Below are 15,135 nucleotides of genomic sequence, written 5' to 3' on the forward strand. Positions count from 1 at the left end.
GCCGCGGTTTTTACCGGCAATACAAATACCCACCCTTGCGCTCCAGCACATCCAGATGCAGATGGTCCTGATGGGTAGCGTCGCTTCCAGGCGACAGGACGGTGCGGAAGAACAGGCAGGCGGCGGTGGTGATGGTGCGTTGGAAGGCGCCTTCCATGGTGCCGTCTTCGGTGCGCGGTTTCATCACCAGGGGTTCGCCCTTGTCGAAGGTCATGGTCGCAATGTCGACGGCGTTGCCCTTGGCATGTTCCGACATCTTGCCTGTCGCCGCGCTGTTGCGGTTGCGGCAGATATAGGTGGAGGCGTTGCCAAAGGCCGTGACCTGACGGTCGGGCATGGCGATCTTGGCGGAGGGGATGACCACGTCCTTTGTCCAGCGGGAAAGCGCAAGGGCTGCCTCGCATCGCATCGTTCCCTTCGGCTCGAGCTTGATGCCCGGCAGAACCGCGAAGACCTCCAGCGGTGAAGCGATGCCGCAGCCGTCTTCTTCGCCCTTGATCGGCTCGATCTCCTTAAACTCGGCGCCGAGCTCTTTCAGTTGCGACAGGCAGGCCTTCAGCTCTTCCGGGTTCTCTTGCATCACCGGTTCGGGCGCGGGCTCATCGGCTTTCTTCTCTTCGCTGGGCTTTTCCTCGGTCGGCTTTGCATCGCCGGGCTTGCCTTGATCGGCTTTGTCGGCCTCCGGCTTTCCATCCTCGGACTTCTTCTCCTGCGGCTTGTTGCTTTCGACCGGGGGCGCGTCTTGAGGGGCTGGCGTCTGAGGTTTTTCCTGCGGCTTAGGCACCGTGTTCTCGGCTGGTGGCGAGACCTGCTCGGGAGCCTTCTCGTTCTTTTCCGGCGAGGTCGCCTGTTGCGGCGTTTCCTGCTGTGGCTTTGCTTCCGGAACGGGTACCTGTTTTGGCGGTTCGGATGCGGCAATCAGTAAGGATGCTGCTGCCAAAATGAAGAAACGATGAAGCATGTCGGTCTGTCGCCCCCTGTCGCGCAGATGGTTGCGCGAAAGCCAGAACGCGCCAATGGGCGATCCGGTTCAGGAACGGCCCGCAAATCCGCTTGCCAAGCGGGTTTATTGCCGCTAACAATTTCGCCCATGAACACAACATCGAAGAACATTGCGATCTGGTGGTGGGGCAGCTGAGGCGGCCTTGACCAGTCATGTTCACACGACACGTCCAAGCCGCCCGAAATTTCAGGCGGCTTTTTTGTTATTCTGCCGCCGGTCATCATCGGGTCTAAAAAACGGGAACTGCAGGTAAAATGGTTACAATCACTCAGGATGACGGTTCGGAAATTTACGAGACCAAGGGCGGCATCAAGGTCTCGCGCAAGCGTCGCGAAGCCGATTATGCCAGCGCGATCGACAGCTATGTCGATGGTCTCGACTCCCGTCGCGGCGCGGTCTTCTCGTCCAATTATGAATATCCTGGCCGTTATACGCGCTGGGATACCGCCATCATCGATCCGCCGCTCGGCATTTCCTCCTTCGGCCGCAAGATGTGGATCGAAGCCTATAATGGCCGCGGCGAGGTCCTGCTTTCCTTCATTGCGGAGAAGCTGAAAGCAACGCCGGATCTGACGCTCGGTGCATTGACCGCCCGCCGCCTCGATCTGACGGTCAACGAGCCGGACCGCGTCTTTACCGAGGAAGAGCGCTCCAAAATCCCGACCGTTTTCACGCCGCTTCGTGCCATTGTCGATCTGTTCTATTCCAGCGCGGACTCGGCCATCGGGCTTTTTGGTGCCTTCGGATACGATCTCGCTTTCCAGTTCGACGCCATCAAGTTGTCGCTGCAACGCCCGGAAGACCAGCGGGACATGGTCCTCTTCCTGCCGGATGAAATACTGGTGGTGGATCACTATTCCGCCAAGGCCTGGATCGACCGTTACGATTTCGAGAAGGATGGTTTGACCACGCAAGGCAAGTCGGAAGAGACCACGCCCGAGCCGTTCAAGACCACCGATACGATCCCCCCGCGCGGCGATCATCATCCTGGTGAATATTCCGAGCTGGTGATCAAGGCGAAAGAGAGCTTCCGTCGTGGTGACCTCTTCGAAGTGGTGCCAGGTCAAAAGTTCATGGAACGCTGCGACAGCAATCCATCGGCCATTTCCCGTCGTCTGAAGGCAATCAACCCGTCGCCTTACTCCTTCTTCATCAATCTTGGCCATCAGGAATATCTGGTCGGCGCGTCGCCGGAAATGTTCGTACGCGTCTCCGGCCGTCGTATCGAGACCTGCCCGATTTCCGGTACCATCAAGCGCGGCGACGATCCGATTGCCGATAGCGAGCAGATCCTCAAGCTGTTGAACTCCAAGAAGGACGAGTCCGAACTCACCATGTGCTCGGATGTGGACCGCAACGATAAGAGCCGTGTGTGCGAGCCGGGCTCCGTCAAGGTCATCGGCCGCCGTCAGATCGAGATGTATTCGCGTCTCATCCATACGGTTGACCACATTGAAGGCCGTCTGCGCGACGACATGGATGCGTTCGATGGCTTCCTGTCCCACGCCTGGGCTGTAACCGTCACCGGCGCGCCAAAGCTCTGGGCCATGCGCTTCATTGAAAACCATGAAAAGAGCCCGCGCGCATGGTATGGTGGCGCCATCGGCATGGTCGGCTTCAATGGCGACATGAATACGGGACTGACGCTGCGTACCATCCGCATCAAGGATGGTATCGCGGAAGTGCGGGCAGGCGCGACGCTGCTCAACGATTCCATTCCACAAGAAGAAGAAGCGGAAACCGAACTGAAGGCATCGGCCATGATTGCAGCCATTCGCGATGCAAAAGCGCAGAACTCCAATGCCGGCAAGCGTGATGCCGCGAAGGTTGGAACGGGCGTGAAGATCCTGCTGGTGGATCACGAAGACAGTTTCGTCCACACGCTGGCGAATTATTTCCGCCAGACGGGTGCAACAGTTTCTACCGTGCGTACCCCTGTGCCGGCAGAAATATTCGATCGTTTCCAGCCGGATCTCGTGGTTCTTTCTCCCGGACCCGGCAACCCCGGCGATTTCGATTGCAAGGCGACGATCAAGGCCGCACGTGCGCGCGAGTTGCCGATCTTCGGCGTCTGCCTTGGGCTTCAGGCGCTCGCCGAAGCCTATGGCGGTGAGCTTCGCCAACTGGCGATCCCGATGCATGGCAAGCCCTCGCGCATCCGCGTTCTGGAACCAGGCCTGGTGTTCTCCGGTCTCGGCAAGGAAGTCACCGTCGGTCGCTACCACTCGATCTTTGCCGATCCCGCCACGCTTCACCGCGATTTCATGATCACGGCCGAAAGCGAAGACGGCACGATCATGGGCATCGAGCACGTCAAGGAGCCGGTGGCCGCAGTGCAGTTTCACCCGGAATCGATCATGACGCTTGGCGGCGATGCCGGCATGCGGATGATCGAGAATGTGGTGACGCATCTGGTGCGCAAGGCAAAGACCAAAGCGGCTTGATCATTCGACATCTTTTGGCGGCGCCTTCGGTGCCGCCATTTCTCCTGATCGCGTGAGCGCTGGTGAAATTCCTAAAATATACTTTTATTGTTCTGGCTCTCGCCGTTACGAGCATCGCCCTTGGCGTCGCCGTGCCAAGGCAGCCGACCCTCTCTGACATCTCTTCGCCTGCGGACACACAGCATCGCATCTTAGTGCTCAGCAATCCCATTCACACCGACATTGCAGTGCCTGTTGATGCGGAACTGCTGGCACGCTTTGCCTTCCTGCGGGACGCTAACCTAGGGATCGATCACCCCGGCCTTCGCTACATCGTCTTCGGTTGGGGCGGTCGGGCATTCTACACCCAGACACCCACATGGGCCGATCTGCGGCCGATGCCGGTGTTTAAGAGCTTCACCATTGACGACTCGGTCATGCATGTGGCGCTTGCCGGCGAAATCCCGCTGTTCGATCCAGCCGTCATGCCGGTTGATCTGTCCACGCAGGGATATGCGAGATTGGTCGCTTTTATTACCGGAAGCTTTTCTCGATCGGCGGGTAGGGAAGTTCCGCTCATCGGCCAGTCCTACGGCAGGGACGACGCGTTCTTTGAAGCCGAAGGTTCGTTCAATGTGCTAGTGGGCTGTAACATCTGGACGGCTGCGGCACTTCGGCAGGCGGGTCTCAGCACGGGTTGGTGGACGCCTTTGCCTTGGCTTCTGACGGCATCGCTGCGCTTGCATAATGATGCCGGCGTTTTTTCAGAGACGCCGCTTTCGTCCGGCAGATAATGATGAGGGCATGACGAGAAATGCTGGTCTCACCCCGAATTGACACAGCCCCACCGCTCGGATGACATAGGGCAACAACACGTCAGTTTGAAGAAAGCCAAACCCATGCTCGACTTTCACCAATTGCTGCTCGTCTATATTGCCTACATCATCGCGACTGCGAGCCCGGGTCCAAGCAACATGACGATCATGGGGGTTGCCATGAGCCAGGGCAGGGCACCGGCTGTCATGCTGGCTCTTGGGGTCATGACCGGCTCTCTCACCTGGGCTGCGATTGCAGCCACCGGCCTTTCTGCGGTGCTGGCTTCTTTCGCCAATGCGCTGTTCGTCATCAAGATCGCCGGCGGGATTTATCTGCTGTATTTGGCGTACAAGTCCGCACGCTCCGCTTTCGCTAATGCGCCTCAGGCCGGGATCGGTGCCGCTGGTGGTGGTAGGGCGGATTATGGAAAGCTCTATCGCCGTGGCCTTCTGTTGCATCTCACCAATCCCAAGGCGGTTCTGGGATGGCTGGCCGTCATGTCGCTTGGCCTGAAACCCGGTGCTGGCCCTGCAACGCTCGCCGCCATCGTGGGTGGCTGTGCATTGCTCGGTCTGGTGATCTTCTGCGGCTATGCCTTGCTGTTCTCCACCGCACCCGCCATCCGTATTTACCAGAAGGCGAAGCGCTCTATCGAGGCGACGCTCGCCCTTTTCTTCGGCTTTGCGGGTATCAAACTTCTGATGAGCAGGGTTTAGCAGAATCGATGGACGAAACGCAGTTGCAGAGCATTTCGAGCTGGTCTGACGAAGGAGCCTTGTGATGGATGGAGCACGGCAACATTTGAAGATTAACGATGCCATGAGGACCGATATCTCAAATTCGGTCTTGTGCTGGCTGGCAACCGTCGATGCGGACGGGGCGCCCAATGTTACGCCAAAGGAAATCTTTTCGTCTTACGGGGATGACCGGATTATCGTTGCAGATATCGCTTCCAGCAATACGGTTCGAAATATCCGCTCCCATCCGTCGGTGTGCGTCAGCTTCATCGATGTCTTTCGCCAGCGCGGTTTCAAGGTGAATGGTCAGGCCTTCATCATCGGCTCCGATGATCCCGATTACTCTGTCGTCGGTGCCCAGGTGCTGAAAATGGCCGGTGAGGATTTTCCCATTCGCAACCTGATCTCGATCGGAATAGAGAAAGTGTCTCGCATCTTGGCTCCCAGTTATCGGCTTTTCCCAGACCGAACCGAGGAAGAGCGGATGGCAAGTGCTTATCAGACTTACGGGGTTTCGCCGAACTGATCCTGTCCAAGCGACGCGGTTTCGGCAGAAGGTCCGCTGGAATATTCAGTTTCTCAGAAGGTGAATTCGAGATGTCGAGCAAGATTGATACACTATCTTTCACCCGCGTCTGCCCCATCCTGCGTATCTTCGACGAAGCCAAGGCGCGTGAGTTCTATAGCGACTTCCTCGGCTTCTCGGTGGATTGGGAGCATCGCTTCGGCGAGAATTTTCCGCTCTACATGCAAATCTCGCGTGCAGGTCTTGTCCTTCATCTGAGCGGACATCACGGCGATGCGACGCCGGGCTCGAATGTCTTTGTCGAAACCGTCGGTGTGGAGGCCTACCAGCGCGAGCTTGCGGCGAAGGATTACATCTACATGAAGCCCGGCATCGAGCCGCTGCCCTGGGGACTGCAGATGGAGGTGACCGATCCTTTCGCCAACCGCATCCGCTTCTGCGAGCGGCAAGAGGCGAAAAGCGCTTGACCCTGCGGTCAGATTAAATCATAGAACGCGCCAACAGCGAACCGCCTGCACGAACCCTCGTGCGGGCGGTTCGTGCGTTTTAAGGGTCATTTCTGCAATTCGTTTGCATCTGCACGGGGTTTCGTCATGAATGCTGAAGGTAACGCTCTCGTCCGAAAGCTGGCTTTCTGGGGCATTCCGTTTTCGTTTCTCGTCCTCGGACTGAAACTTTCGGCATGGTGGGTGACCGGCTCGGTCGCGCTTTTGTCCGACGGTCTGGAGTCGACCGTCAATGTGGTTGCGGCCTTCATTGCCTACTTCGTCATCCGTTATGCGCAAAAGCCTGCCGATGACGATCACCAGTTCGGCCATCACAAGGCAGAATATATATCTGCCGTGGTCGAGGGCGTTTTGATCGTCGTGGCCGCTCTGTTGATCGTCAAGGAGGCCTGGGGTGGGTTGTTCGAGCCTCGCCTGCCGGAAGCGCCGGTGCTGGGTTTGGCGATCAATGCCTTTGCCGGCGGGCTGAATGCCGTTTGGGCAACGGTCCTCATCCGTGTCGGGCGCAAGCACGCTTCGCCTGCGCTGACGGCTGACGGCCATCACATCATGTCGGATGTCGTGACCTCGATAGGCGTTCTGATCGGCCTCGTGCTGGCGATTGTCACCGGCTATGCGATCCTCGATCCGCTGCTCGCCATTCTGGTTGCCATCAATATTCTCATCCAGGGCTCGAAGGTCATTCTCCATTCGCTGAGCGGACTGATGGACAAGGCGGTGGAGCCAGAGGAGGATGAGGCGATCAAGAAGGCGATTGCGGAGAATTCCGCTGGCGTCCTCAACGTGCATGACTTGAAGACGCGCCGTGCAGGCTCCGCCGCCTTCATCGATTTTCACGTCGTCGTTCCCGCCAGCATGTCGGTGGGTGCGGCACATGAGATTTGCGACCGCCTTGAAGATGCCATAAGGGGCGTGATACCCGGCGCCACGCTTGCAATTCACGTCGAGCCTGAAAGCGAACAGGCCCATGGCGTCCGCGTCAATGTTTTAGAACCAGGAGTGTGAACCATGTCAGTGACGGATGTTTCCGGCCTGTCCCAGCTGGGCGCGCAGGTCGCGGCCCCTGAAAATCCCGAAAGTGCTGTTCTGGAGCGTGTGCCGAATGGCAATGCCGGAACCGATTATGTCGTGCGCTTCACCGCGCCGGAATTTACCTCGCTCTGCCCGATGACGGGACAGCCGGATTTTGCCCATATCGTCATCGATTACATTCCGGGTGATTTCCTGGTGGAATCGAAGTCGCTGAAGCTCTTTCTGCATTCCTTCCGCAATCACGGCGCATTCCACGAGGATTGCTCGATCTACATCGCCAAGCGCCTTGTCGATCTGCTATCGCCCAAGTGGCTGCGGATTGGCGCCTACTGGTATCCGCGCGGCGGTATTCCAATCGATGTTTTCTGGCAGACCGGGCCAGCGCCCGAAGGCGTCTGGCTGCCGGATCAAGGTGTCGCGACCTATCGAGGTCGCGGCTGACAGCCTATCCAGGAATCTCCGTTGGTCGCCTGCAAATGGCAATGTCTGCGCTTCCGCTGCTCACACCAACGGAAGTTCCTGATCAAACTGATCGAGGCTCAGACGAAGGAGCTATCGTCGCCTGAGTCGTAGTCCATGTCATTGCTGCTGTCGTCATAGCTCGGGTCATTGTCATCAGGCGTGTAGTCGGCCTGCTGCACGTCGTTGCCGTTGTTATCGGCGTTGGCCTGCTGCTGGTCGTCGCCATAGTAGTTGTTGATGACCGTTTTCTCGACCGGCGCATTGCCAAGTGCATTGCCGCCGGAGAAGGGCGAACCCCAACCGGATGACGCCATGTGGTTGGAGAAGATGCCGCTTAGCGAATTGGCAAGCAGCATGCCGCCTGCGACACCCGCGGCGGTTCCAAGCGCACCTTGAAGGAAACTGCCACCACCGCCACCGGAACGTCCGAAGCCGGATGTCTGCTGGCTCCACGGCCCACTCGGCTGCTGTGGCTCGGGGCTTCTGCCCCAGGGTCCAGATGTCTGGCCGGACATATCGTTACGATAGATCGACTGCGGCTGTGGGGGCTGCGGGGTTGGGGCAGGCGCGGGCGCCTGCGGCGGGTTGGTGCCGAAAATGGAGCTGAGGAACCCGCCCTGGGTTCCGCGCTGTTGATCGCCCGCACCGGTTTCCAGCTGGTGGATGCGTTCTTCAAGCTGCTTGATGTGGGCGGCGGCCGCTTCCAATCCCTTCTCCTGCACGATGACGGCCTGTGCGAGGTAATAGGGTGCATGCGGCTGATCCCGGACCGACTGGTCGATCAGCGCTTCGGCTTCCGGGTCACGGGGGGTGGACGATGCGGTCCTGATCCTATCGAACAGGCCCTTGAGCAATTGGGTTTCTTCTGGTGACATCTCTTGCCTCCTTGGCATGCCGAGAAACGCATACCAAGGAAGTAGAGTTCAAATCGGATTTTTCAAAGCCCCGATTTCTTACATTTCTGTAATCCGATACCTCATCCGCCAAAGGCGAGCGAGAGACCAGCCAGCGCTGTCAGGCCACCGGCGATGCGGGCTGCGATGGGACCGAAGCGCGATACGCCTAGACCAAGGGCCACACCGGCGAGATGCAGAAGTGCCGTGGCGATCATAAAGCCGATGCCGAACTGCAGCGCGCCAGCCGTCCCAAGTTCCCCGCCATGGGCGTGCCCGTGGAAGAGTGCGAAAACGCCGACAATGCCGGCCGCGGCAACGGTCGGCAGCTTGGCAGCGATGGCGACCAGAAGGCCAAGGCCGATGACGGACGCAAGGATCGCAGGCTCGACGAAGGGCAGCTCGATGCCGTAGACGGCTATGAAGAAGCCTATCGCCATCGTGCCCACAAAGGCTGCCGGGACGGCCCACAATGCGTTTTTGCGGCCATCGGTCGTGGCGATCTGCGATGCCCAAAGGCCAACGGCCACCATGGCAAGGATATGGTCTGCACCAAACAGCGGGTGTGAAACGCCGGCCATGAAGGAGCCGTGCTCTTCCGGATTGAGATGGGCGAAAGCGGGCAGGGTGGTGGCGCCAAGGCCGGCTGCGGCAAGCATAAGTCTTTTAAACATCGTTCCCTCTTCGAATGTCTGGTCGGGTGCCTGCCGTTCTTGGGATAACGGCCACACCTTATCGCGGCCAACGATATGTCGATTCAGAAGAGCCTGTCCATGCGGCATTTGCCGGTAGTCCATGGATTGAGCGCTTTTATTAAGCAGTTCCGCGCCTTGTCTTTTTCGCTCATTGTTTTACGACACAAATCACACTATGTCCGATAGGCAATGAATTATGTTGGAGACCGTCCGTATGAACGAAGAAGAAGACGACAAGAGCAAGGAACTGCCGATCGGTAAAGAAACGGAAGCGAATCTTTTCAAGTCGCGTTCGATCTTCATTTATGGCGGTATTACCCAGGAACTGGCGCAGAAGGTCTGCACGCAGCTCGTCGCCCTTGCTGCTGCAAGCGATGACGACATTCGCGTCTACGTCAATTCGCCAGGCGGCCACGTCGAGTCCGGCGACAGCATCCACGACATGATCAAGTTCATCAAGCCGAAGGTCTATATCATCGGCACGGGCTGGGTCGCATCCGCCGGCGCGCTGATCTTCGTGTCGGTGCCGAAGGAACGTCGTCTTTGCCTGCCCAACACCCGCTTCCTGCTTCACCAACCCTCCGGTGGCACGCGCGGCATGGCATCCGATATCGAAATCCAGGCTCGCGAAATCATCAAGATGAACCAGCGCCTGATCAAGATCTTCTCCAAGGCCACCGGCCAGACGGAAGAAAAGATCGCCAAGGACATCGACCGCGACTACTGGCTCGGCGCAGACGATGCCGTGTCCTACGGTCTGGTCGGCAAGATCGTCGAGCACCAGTCGGAAGTCTGACAGTCTGTCCGATAATCGCCGTTGGTGGACTGCAAATGGCAATTTCTGCGCTTCCGGTGCTCACGTACCTTAAGTGCGCTGCGCTCCAGTTCTCGAAATCACCATTTTCGTCTCACCATCGACAATTCTTGAACAGACTGTGAGACGTTTCGATCTGAATTCAAAGCCCGTGCCGGTGAAAGCTGGGGCGGGCTTTTTGCTTTGGGTCTGAACCTCGGCCATCTCCCACCGCAACCTCACGCAATACGAGGTCTGCAAGGCAAGCGAAAGAGCAGGTCCGCACGCGGAATGGCTGTAATGGCCTTGCACGACTCTGTGTTTTTTGGTCAGCCTCTACTCGATCCATCATCAGAGTAGACCATGTTCAAAGATTTCTCCCTCCAGGCCCTGTTCATGGGCTGCCTCACGGCTTTCGTCGGCTTTGCCAGTTCCTTTGCCGTTGTGCTGCAAGGGTTGAAGGCGGTTGGCGCAACGGATTTCGAGGCGGCGTCCGGCTTGATGGCGCTGTCGGTTTCGATGGGGCTTTGCGCCATCGTGCTGTCGGTGACGACGAGACTGCCGGTCAGTATCGCATGGTCCACGCCCGGAGCAGCACTGCTGGCGACAACGGGCGTGATCGAGGGCGGGTTTCCGGCTGCTGTGGGCGCCTTCATCATCTGCGCCGCCTTCATCATCATTGCCGGGCTGTTCCGCCCGCTTGGGCGCGCGGTGGCCTCCATTCCGGCGCCGCTTGCCAATGCCATGCTTTCGGGCGTCATCATCGGGCTCTGCTTTGCGCCGATCAAGGCGATTGGTTTCAATCCGGCGCTCGGCCTGCCGATCATTCTGGCCTGGATCGTGGTTGGGGCCTTCAGGCGGCTGTTTGCCGTGCCTGCCGCACTCGCAGCTTTCGTGCTGGTGATGATCTTCGGTGTAGACATCCCGGCCGGCGCCTTCGATGCGCTGGCGCAATCTTTGACCCCGCCGATGGAATGGGTGACACCGAGTTTCAGCCTGCATGCGGTGGTTTCCATCGCATTGCCGCTCTTCATCGTCACCATGGCATCGCAGAATATTCCCGGCATCGCGGTGCTGAAGGTCAATCATTACGATCCGCAGCCCGGGCCACTCTTTGCAACGACCGGCTTCTTTTCGCTTCTTTCCGCACCCTTCGGCGGCCATGCGGTCAACCTCGCCGCCATCACCGCTGCCATGTGCGCTGGCGAGGACGCCCATCCCGATCCTAAGCGCCGCTACTGGGCCGCGATCATTGGCGGCGTCGGCTATATCATCTTCGGCCTGCTGGCCGGTGTCGTGACCGCCTTCGTTGCGCTGGCACCGCCCATTCTCATTCAAGCGGTGGCGGGTCTGGCGCTGGTCGGCGCCTTTTCAGGTTCGGCGGTTGCGGCCTTCAAGGAGCCGGAGACACGGGAAGCTGCGGCGATCATGTTTCTCGTCACGGCATCCGGGCTTTCCTTCGGTGGAATTTCCGGCGCATTCTGGGGTTTGCTCGGGGGAGGGCTGATGCTAGCGCTGCAGCGAGCGGTCATCGCCGTGCGAGCACGCTCGCTAAAATGACAAGTCACGGCAGAAGATTACTTGTCAGATCAAAAACCGCTGTTTATAGAAAAACCATGACCAGTTGCATCAGGACCTTTTCCGGCATGAGCGCGCAGATTTCTGCGAAGGCTTCGCCGTGTGGTGCACTCTCGCTTCTTAGCCTCGACCTTACACGCGGTTGCCGGGTCCAGTGAGGAGCGCCCGGCGGCCGAAAGCCCGCTGGTGCCAATGCTCCTCATCTCGAAATCTCATTTCATTCTGGATTTAGGCCCGACAACGGGTGAAGCATCCGCCAGCGGCTTTTCAAGCGCCTGGATGCTCAAGGAGCAAGACAATGGACGCGAAGACAAACAGCATTTCCAAGGGTATGCCGGAAGCAGGCGTAAAATATCGCCCCTATCCCGCCATCAACATTCCCGACCGCACATGGCCCGGCAAGACCATCGACAAGGCCCCGATCTGGTGTTCGGTGGACTTGCGTGACGGCAACCAGTCGCTGGTCAATCCGATGGGTCATGATCGCAAGGCCCGCATGTTCAAGCTGCTGTTGGACATGGGTTTCAAGGAAATCGAAATCGGTTTTCCATCCGCCTCGCAGACGGATTTCGACTTTGCCCGCTGGTGCGTGGAAGAAGGGAATGTGCCGGATGACGTATCGCTGCAGGTGCTGGTGCAGTGCCGCCCGGAACTGATCACCCGCACCTTCGAGGCGCTGGAAGGTGCCAAGAACCCCATCATCCATTTCTACAACTCCACCAGCGAATTGCAGCGCCGCGTGGTCTTCGGCAAGGACGTCCACGGCATCAAGCAGATTGCCGTCGACGCGGCGAAGATGATCACCGACATGGCGGCAAAGGCTGGCGGCGGTTATCGCTTCGAATATTCGCCGGAAAGCTTTACCGGCACGGAGCTGGAAGTGGCGCTGGACATCTGCAACGCCGTCATCGACGTGGTGAAGCCGACCGCCGACAACAAGCTGATCCTCAATCTGCCCTCCACCGTGGAAATGGCGACGCCCAACATCTATGCCGACCAGATCGAATGGATGTGCCGCAATATCGACAACCGCGAAAACGTCATCATCTCGCTGCACCCGCATAATGACCGCGGCACGGGCATTGCCGCCACCGAACTCGGCCTGATGGCCGGTGCCGACCGCGTCGAAGGCACGCTGTTTGGCAATGGCGAGCGTACCGGCAATGTGGATGTGGTGACGCTGGCACTGAACATGTACACACAGGGCGTGGACCCGGAACTGGATTGCACCGATATCGAGCGCATCAAGGCCGTCTACGAATATTCCAACGAAATGACGATCCCCGAGCGTCACCCCTATGTCGGCGAACTGGTCTATACCGCCTTTTCCGGCTCGCATCAGGATGCGATCAACAAGGGCTTGAAGGCGATCAAGGTCGCCAACCACCCGGTCTGGGAAGTGCCCTATCTGCCGATCGATCCTAAGGATGTCGGCCGATCCTACGAGGCGATCATCCGCATCAACTCGCAGTCCGGCAAGGGTGGCATCGCCTATATCCTGCAAGAAGATTACGGCCTGAACCTGCCACGCAATCTGCAGGTGGAGTTTCGCGAGGACATTCAGCGCATCACCGACGAGGAAGGCGTGGAACTGCCCGCCAAGCGGATCTATGAGCGCTTCATGGAGCGCTACGTGACGCAGTCCAATGCGCGTCTGAAATTCGTTGATCACCACACCTATCCGGCCGGCGACTTCAAGGGCGTGCGCGTCGTTGCTGCCGAGATCATGGACAAGGGCGAAGTGAAGCGGATCGAAGGCAAGGGTACCGGTCCGATCGACGGCTTCATCAATGCGCTGTCGACCTATCTCGGCATCGATCTGTCGGTGAATGACTATTCCGAACACTCGCTGCAGCACGGCTCCAACGCATCGGCCATCGCCTATGTCGAGATGGAGCATCCGGGCGGCAAGCTCTTCGGTGCGGGTATCAACACCAACATCGTTGCGGCTTCGCTGGAAGCGATCGTGTCTGCGGCCAACCGCGTGCTGGAAGAGCGGGCGAAGTAAGCGGAGAGTATCTGGTCAGCCCGAGTTTCGGGCTGACGTCCTCTTCGTTGCGCAGACGCGCAACGGCGGGATCCCTGTGACAAGCACAGGGATGAGGGGAGAATTGGGAGCGCTCAGAGAGATCATAAACCGTGCAGGTAGTGGGAGATGTCCTGCCAATCAGGATTCTCCGCCTCTATGAGGTTCAGCTTCCATTGACGCGGCCATTTCTTGATCGTTTTTTCACGCGTAATTGCCGTCGTCAGCAGATCGTACTCTTCAAACCAGACCAGGGTTTTGACGTTGTACCTGGATGTGAAACCCTGCGTTAGCTCGTTTTGATGTTCAAAAAGCCTGTTGGGCAAGTCCTTCGTCACACCGGTGTAAAGTGTACCGTTCCGCTTAGAGGCAAGGATGTAGACATAACCCTTCATGGTCTCATCGTGCCTAGAGAGAGATGACGATGCAAGATGCTTGCGTCCGGAGGCAGTTTAACCGAGGCCAGAAGGTATTTGAGTGGCAGGACGGATTACATACCCTCCCTCATCCCTGTGCTCGTCACAGGGATCCAGCGTGATCAAGTCTTTGATCACAATAAGACTCTTCTCTAAAACAGCGGTTACTCCTCCGGCGCCTGTTCCACCGGGTTGCTGAAGCCAAGCGGGCGGCCGTTGTGGTAGAAGACTCGGATGTCTTCGAGCTCTATCCCGGTTACTTTCTCGTTGAGGCTGAAGCGTTCACAGGTTACTTCCCATGTTCCCGGGCCGCCGGAAATGTTGAAGAGATTGTAGCCGGCGCGGGGTTTTTCACCGCCCGGTCCCTGGCTTGCCGAGGCGATGCCGACGACAGGGATGTGGTCCTGGCCGCGATGGGTGTTCAGCCAGTAGACGGTGTTGAGGTGGGTGTGGCCGTGAAGCACGAGTTCGGCGCCGCCGGTGCCGAGTGCTGCGGCAAATCGGCGAATGCCGATCATGCGTTTGTGGGTGGCGGCAGCGCCGCGCACGGGTGGGTGGTGGATCATCACCACGCGGAACAGGCCTTGTTCACCGGCCTTTTTCAGCAGATCCGCGGTCGCACGCGCCTGGCGGCGGCCGAAATATCCTGTAGCGGAGAAGGGCGGGGTGGCGATCGAGGTGGAGCAGCCGATCAGTGCGACCGGGCCGCGCACACGCATATAGGGGAATATCTTGCGGTCTTCGTTCCAGTCTTGCGCATCGCCATCGCCTCGAACGTAGGGATACCATGCCGCCATCGCCTTGTCGTGTGCGCCCGGCACATAGGCGTCGTGGTTGCCGGGCACGACGGACACCTTCAGCGGGTCGCCAACTTCCTCCAGCCAGTCGGCGGCGGCACGGATTTCGATGCCGGTTGCCAGATTGACGAGGTCGCCGGTGATCGCAATGTGATCCGGCGCCTTGGTTTCCATATCGTCCACCAAGCGTTCCAGCGTGTCGGTGAAAAGATGCTTGCGGCGGTTGAGCCGCCAGTTCACAAAGCCGGTGATGCGCTTGGACGCCAATTCGCGAAAGGTGAGCTTGGGCAATGGGCCGAGGTGAACGTCGGAAATATGGGCGAGCTTGAACATGGGGTCAGACATATCGTATCCGTGTTGAGGCGTCCAATGCGAAGCCTCGGCATTTCAAGGGGATAAGTGCTTCAATCGGGCAGAAACCCATCAGGTGAC

15 protein-coding genes are annotated in these 15,135 nt (G+C 58.6%); 10 read left to right on the top strand and 5 right to left on the bottom strand.

Going from position 1 to position 15,135, the window contains the following annotated elements; genetic code table 11:
- Positions 1-10: 10 nt before the first annotated feature.
- Entirely contained in the window at positions 11-961 is a 951-nt protein-coding gene (locus PVA19_RS08370) for an extensin family protein (protein WP_274101986.1), read from the bottom strand.
- 296 nt (positions 962-1,257) lie between these two features.
- On the opposite strand from PVA19_RS08370, the gene PVA19_RS08375 reads away from it, so the two are divergent.
- From PVA19_RS08375 to queF, 7 genes are all read left to right on the top strand, one after another.
- Entirely contained in the window at positions 1,258-3,447 is a 2,190-nt protein-coding gene (locus PVA19_RS08375; RefSeq protein ID WP_274101988.1) for an anthranilate synthase, read from the top strand.
- 62 nt (positions 3,448-3,509) lie between these two features.
- Entirely contained in the window at positions 3,510-4,220 is a 711-nt protein-coding gene (locus PVA19_RS08380) for a TIGR02117 family protein (protein WP_337993147.1), read from the top strand.
- 105 nt (positions 4,221-4,325) lie between these two features.
- Positions 4,326-4,958: a LysE family translocator gene (locus PVA19_RS08385; RefSeq protein WP_274101990.1), complete on the top strand. Its 633-nt coding sequence runs from the start codon at positions 4,326-4,328 to the stop codon at positions 4,956-4,958.
- Positions 4,959-5,061: 103 nt separating this feature from the next.
- Positions 5,062-5,505, top strand: coding sequence for a pyridoxamine 5'-phosphate oxidase family protein (locus tag PVA19_RS08390; RefSeq protein WP_274101992.1), 444 nt, complete (start codon positions 5,062-5,064; stop codon positions 5,503-5,505).
- A gap of 71 nt (positions 5,506-5,576) precedes the next feature.
- Positions 5,577-5,972, top strand: coding sequence for a glyoxalase superfamily protein (locus PVA19_RS08395; protein WP_274101994.1), 396 nt, complete (start codon positions 5,577-5,579; stop codon positions 5,970-5,972).
- A gap of 126 nt (positions 5,973-6,098) precedes the next feature.
- Positions 6,099-7,016, top strand: coding sequence for a cation diffusion facilitator family transporter (locus PVA19_RS08400; RefSeq protein WP_274101996.1), 918 nt, complete (start codon positions 6,099-6,101; stop codon positions 7,014-7,016).
- Between the two features lie 3 nt (positions 7,017-7,019).
- Positions 7,020-7,484, top strand: a complete 465-nt coding sequence (gene queF, locus PVA19_RS08405) for a preQ(1) synthase (RefSeq protein WP_274101999.1) — start codon at positions 7,020-7,022, stop codon at positions 7,482-7,484.
- A gap of 98 nt (positions 7,485-7,582) precedes the next feature.
- Here queF and PVA19_RS08410 read toward each other — a convergent pair whose 3' ends face one another.
- Both PVA19_RS08410 and PVA19_RS08415 read right to left on the bottom strand, forming a co-directional pair.
- Positions 7,583-8,380, bottom strand: coding sequence for a DUF2076 domain-containing protein (locus tag PVA19_RS08410; RefSeq protein ID WP_274102001.1), 798 nt, complete (start codon positions 8,378-8,380; stop codon positions 7,583-7,585).
- Between the two features lie 101 nt (positions 8,381-8,481).
- Complete coding sequence (locus PVA19_RS08415; protein ID WP_274102002.1) at positions 8,482-9,072, bottom strand: HupE/UreJ family protein; 591 nt, start codon at positions 9,070-9,072, stop codon at positions 8,482-8,484.
- Positions 9,073-9,307: 235 nt separating this feature from the next.
- On the opposite strand from PVA19_RS08415, the gene PVA19_RS08420 reads away from it, so the two are divergent.
- From PVA19_RS08420 to leuA, 3 genes are all read left to right on the top strand, one after another.
- A complete protein-coding gene (locus tag PVA19_RS08420) occupies positions 9,308-9,889 on the top strand; it encodes an ATP-dependent Clp protease proteolytic subunit (RefSeq protein ID WP_274102004.1) in 582 nt (193 codons plus the stop codon).
- Between the two features lie 360 nt (positions 9,890-10,249).
- A complete protein-coding gene (locus PVA19_RS08425; RefSeq protein WP_274102005.1) occupies positions 10,250-11,446 on the top strand; it encodes a benzoate/H(+) symporter BenE family transporter in 1,197 nt (398 codons plus the stop codon).
- Positions 11,447-11,762: 316 nt separating this feature from the next.
- A complete protein-coding gene (gene leuA, locus PVA19_RS08430) occupies positions 11,763-13,472 on the top strand; it encodes a 2-isopropylmalate synthase (RefSeq protein WP_274102006.1) in 1,710 nt (569 codons plus the stop codon).
- 122 nt (positions 13,473-13,594) lie between these two features.
- Here the strand turns inward: leuA and PVA19_RS08435 are convergent, their stop codons facing one another.
- Entirely contained in the window at positions 13,595-13,885 is a 291-nt protein-coding gene (locus PVA19_RS08435) for a GIY-YIG nuclease family protein (protein ID WP_274102007.1), read from the bottom strand.
- Positions 13,886-14,070: 185 nt separating this feature from the next.
- Positions 14,071-15,036 carry a metallophosphoesterase family protein gene (locus PVA19_RS08440; protein WP_274102270.1) on the bottom strand — a complete coding sequence of 322 codons (966 nt, stop codon included), beginning with the start codon at positions 15,034-15,036 and terminating at the stop codon, positions 14,071-14,073.
- Between the last annotated feature and the right edge of the window lie 99 nt (positions 15,037-15,135).

Origin of the sequence: Agrobacterium sp. CNPSo 3708 (assembly GCF_028674915.1) — a bacterium.
Classification (GTDB): domain Bacteria; phylum Pseudomonadota; class Alphaproteobacteria; order Rhizobiales; family Rhizobiaceae; genus Agrobacterium; species Agrobacterium cavarae.

Bases quoted from the DNA above. Each gene is read 5' to 3' on its own strand.
- PVA19_RS08395 (WP_274101994.1), top strand. From the start codon at position 5,577: ATGTCGAGCAAGATTGATACACTATCTTTCACCCGCGTCTGCCCCATC.
- PVA19_RS08435 (WP_274102007.1), bottom strand. From the start codon at position 13,885: ATGAAGGGTTATGTCTACATCCTTGCCTCTAAGCGGAACGGTACACTT.
- PVA19_RS08410 (WP_274102001.1), bottom strand. From the start codon at position 8,380: ATGTCACCAGAAGAAACCCAATTGCTCAAGGGCCTGTTCGATAGGATC.
- PVA19_RS08420 (WP_274102004.1), top strand. From the start codon at position 9,308: ATGAACGAAGAAGAAGACGACAAGAGCAAGGAACTGCCGATCGGTAAA.
- PVA19_RS08375 (WP_274101988.1), top strand. From the start codon at position 1,258: ATGGTTACAATCACTCAGGATGACGGTTCGGAAATTTACGAGACCAAG.
- PVA19_RS08385 (WP_274101990.1), top strand. From the start codon at position 4,326: ATGCTCGACTTTCACCAATTGCTGCTCGTCTATATTGCCTACATCATC.
- PVA19_RS08415 (WP_274102002.1), bottom strand. From the start codon at position 9,072: ATGTTTAAAAGACTTATGCTTGCCGCAGCCGGCCTTGGCGCCACCACC.
- PVA19_RS08370 (WP_274101986.1), bottom strand. From the start codon at position 961: ATGCTTCATCGTTTCTTCATTTTGGCAGCAGCATCCTTACTGATTGCC.
- leuA (WP_274102006.1), top strand. From the start codon at position 11,763: ATGGACGCGAAGACAAACAGCATTTCCAAGGGTATGCCGGAAGCAGGC.
- PVA19_RS08425 (WP_274102005.1), top strand. From the start codon at position 10,250: ATGTTCAAAGATTTCTCCCTCCAGGCCCTGTTCATGGGCTGCCTCACG.
- PVA19_RS08400 (WP_274101996.1), top strand. From the start codon at position 6,099: ATGAATGCTGAAGGTAACGCTCTCGTCCGAAAGCTGGCTTTCTGGGGC.
- queF (WP_274101999.1), top strand. From the start codon at position 7,020: ATGTCAGTGACGGATGTTTCCGGCCTGTCCCAGCTGGGCGCGCAGGTC.
- PVA19_RS08390 (WP_274101992.1), top strand. From the start codon at position 5,062: ATGAGGACCGATATCTCAAATTCGGTCTTGTGCTGGCTGGCAACCGTC.
- PVA19_RS08440 (WP_274102270.1), bottom strand. From the start codon at position 15,036: ATGTTCAAGCTCGCCCATATTTCCGACGTTCACCTCGGCCCATTGCCC.